Genomic DNA, 3,068 nt, shown 5'->3' with positions numbered 1-3,068 from the left:
TATTCTTTGGTTGGTTCGGAGTTAGGCAGAGGGTCAAGGGCATTGGTTTTTTCCGACACACACCCCAATATACCTGTAAGCAGGATGCTGACTGCCATAACAGTGGCTATACGACTAAGCATTTGATGGTTCATCAGATCGTCTCCGTTGCTAATACCCTGTTCTACTATGACCATTTCAGGATAATTCAGTTCCATTAGTTACGGTTTTTGCTACCGGTAATGGGTAATCCGTAATGGGTAATGACAATATAATCGTGGTGCTTAACAGTAAAAATACCAGTATAAATAACCTAATTTGGACATAACTAACTTTATCTATAAGTCAGGATTCCCCAGTCAGGATTCCCGAATCAAGATTCTATAAGTTGTCAATGTTTTAATGGCTCGACACTTCTGGACTTTTCGGTATTTTTTTTGTCCCTTATATACCTCTAATCTTTCAAGTTGGTCTGTTATCCCTCACCAGAAAGCGCTGCACAAAAGGCTATTTGTATCATAGAGAATTATACTCAAGTTTAGGCAACTATTACTATAACTTACTGATATTCGAGATTTTTTGCCCTTGACAGCCACAGTATTTTAATGCTATGGTAGAATAATATGAATAAAAACTATACTCCAGATCCTGCTGAGCAACAACTAAATCGAACACAAAACCATACATTAAGCGAACCAGATCACAAACATCGGATATCTACGATGAAGTTGACGAATAACACACCCTGCCTCCACTAGTATCAGGCTAGTGGAGTTTTTTGATCGAGATCACCTGATGCTCAGATTGACTAGATCGACCAAAATAAGCAAGTTTATAAAAATTTATATGAAATCACACCAAAAATTGACATTACACCAACACCAAATCATACTTGATTGGCCAATAATAATAATTGAGAACACAAAGAGAAAAGCACACCCCGTTAGTCTGGCCGCTAGCGGGGATTTTTTTTACCGGAACTACGGCTAGGAGCCAGACTACTTGACCAGTAAGCCTCTGGCTCCGACTAGCTACCTGTAGGGTGGCACCCTACCCATGGATTGTGTGCGTAAGTTCTGTACTTGACCAGTAAGCCTCTGGCTCCAACTAGAATGAAGCGGAAGTGATGGTGATTCTCGTGGTATCCACCGTTTGCCAGCCAGACATACTCTGAGTGCTTATATCATCTCAGGATAATTACCCTGTCTTGATGCAGTCGCTCATGGGGGAAACCCCCGCATGAAGGCGCTGCATCGCTTAATCAAAACCTCCCCTATCTCCCCATTTCCCCATCTCCCCCACTCCCCTGATATTATGGGTATTCAACCAGACTTGATATTACTCATTCAACCAGTCAAGGGTAAGCTGACTCTAGTGGTCTAACCTTTAGCCCCATGTTTGCTTACAAAAACATATTCCGAAACGTGTCCAGATTGCTGGCTGCAAGCATACCTGCCAGGAAGCCAAATAAATGTCCTTGCCAGGAAATTCCTGTTTCACCAGGCAATAAACCTCTGAGTGTAAAACCATAGACACCACCAATCGCGATAGAACCTATGACTAACAGGGAGTTACCTTCTAAATACCCCTGTGCGATCAGAAAAGCTACATACCCAAAAACTAGACCACTTGCGCCATAAGAGACCGTGTTAGGTGAACCAAGTAGCCATTCAGCCAAACCACCAACCAAGACTATCGCCAAGGTCACTACCCAGAAATCATCGGTTCCTCGTAACAATACCCAACAGCCAAGGAGCGCAAACGGAATAGTGTTTCCGATCAAGTGTTTCCAGTCTTTGTGCAAGAAGGGTGAAAACAAAATACCAACTAGCCCAAGCCAGCTGCGGGGTTGGATACCAAATTTTTCGTTCAGTGCTCCCCCGCATAAGACTAAATTAACAAAACTTATAATCCAGGCGTAAAGAACCAAATCACCCACCGCCTGGAAGTTGTCACCCCAAGCATTTCGGAATTGATTAATCCAATCAAATATACTTGTCATACTTCACCCGGTAGCCTGCACGCTCATATATATGTTTACTACTATAGCGCTACGCGCAAGTTAGAAGTTAGAAGTTAGAAGTCAGAAGTCAGAAGTAAGGGATTACTTACGTTTCGGAGTTTAGGAATGTCAAACATCTAAATGGGTAGTGCTATATAATTTATATAGGGTTTCTGATAGTAATCAGGTACACAGGATTTTTTCCCTACTCCCTACTCCCTACTCCCTAAAAACCAGTACTTTGTAACTTAACTAATTAAGACTTGCTATATATATAATTAATAATGAGTGCCAATTCAAGGTTACCCTAATGTAATTTGATCATGAGTTTATATTCAGAGTTGGTTTTCCCCCGATTGATGGACTGGGCTATGTCTGACTCGGTCTTAAGCAAGTATCGTCAAGAGGTTTTATCTCAGGTGTCTGGGGAAGTCTTTGAAATTGGCTTTGGCACAGGATTAAATTTAAGTTATTACCCCAATAACCTGCAAAAAATTACTACTATTGATGTTAATCATGGGATGGAATCTTTAGCAAAAAAACGTATTCATGACTCGGAAATTACTGTTGATTTTAGGGTACTGAATGGCGAAAGTTTACCCATGGCTGACCATAGCTTTGATAGTGTAGTTAGCACCTGGACTTTGTGCAGTATTACTAAAATAAATCAGGCTATACAGGAAATTTATCGGGTGCTAAAACCAGGGGGAAAGTTCTTTTTTATTGAGCATGGAATCAGTGATGAGCCTAAGGTTCAGGTTTGGCAAAATCGCTTGACCCCTGTACAAAAGATTATCGGGGATGGCTGCCATCTTAATCGTAATATCAAGCAGCTGGTTGAAAACCATTTCCAGATTCTGACGTTAGAAGAGTTTTATGAACCAAAATTTCCTAAGATTCTGGGTTATATGTATAAGGGTGTGGCTCAGAAGTCTTGTTAGCATTAAGCGGTCAGCCCTCAGCGGTCAGTGGTCCGCCGTCAGCTGAGGTCACTCAGCATTATTCCAATGCTTATCTGTTTTATTAAAAACATATTCGCGCAGCGTTCGCTAATCGCTGTTCGCTGATAGCTGTTCGCGAAGCGTGC

2 protein-coding genes and 1 pseudogene are annotated in these 3,068 nt (G+C 41.6%); 1 reads left to right on the top strand and 2 read right to left on the bottom strand.

Going from position 1 to position 3,068, the window contains the following annotated elements:
- A pseudogene (locus tag F6K52_RS34655) lies at positions 1-197 on the bottom strand (serpin family protein); the annotation flags it as partial.
- A gap of 1,184 nt (positions 198-1,381) precedes the next feature.
- On the bottom strand, positions 1,382-1,981 hold the full coding sequence (locus tag F6K52_RS34650) for a rhomboid family intramembrane serine protease (protein ID WP_293089502.1): 600 nt from the start codon (positions 1,979-1,981) through the stop codon (positions 1,382-1,384).
- A gap of 323 nt (positions 1,982-2,304) precedes the next feature.
- On the opposite strand from F6K52_RS34650, the gene F6K52_RS34645 reads away from it, so the two are divergent.
- Positions 2,305-2,922 (top strand): class I SAM-dependent methyltransferase, encoded by a 618-nt coding sequence (locus F6K52_RS34645; protein WP_293089500.1) that lies wholly within the window; start codon positions 2,305-2,307, stop codon positions 2,920-2,922.
- Positions 2,923-3,068 lie beyond the last annotated feature (146 nt).

This window comes from Moorena sp. SIO3H5 (genome assembly GCF_010692395.1).
Lineage (GTDB): Bacteria > Cyanobacteriota > Cyanobacteriia > Cyanobacteriales > Coleofasciculaceae > Moorena.
Note: the sequence above shows the minus strand (reverse complement) of the source record. Positions and strands in the feature narration are given on the sequence as shown.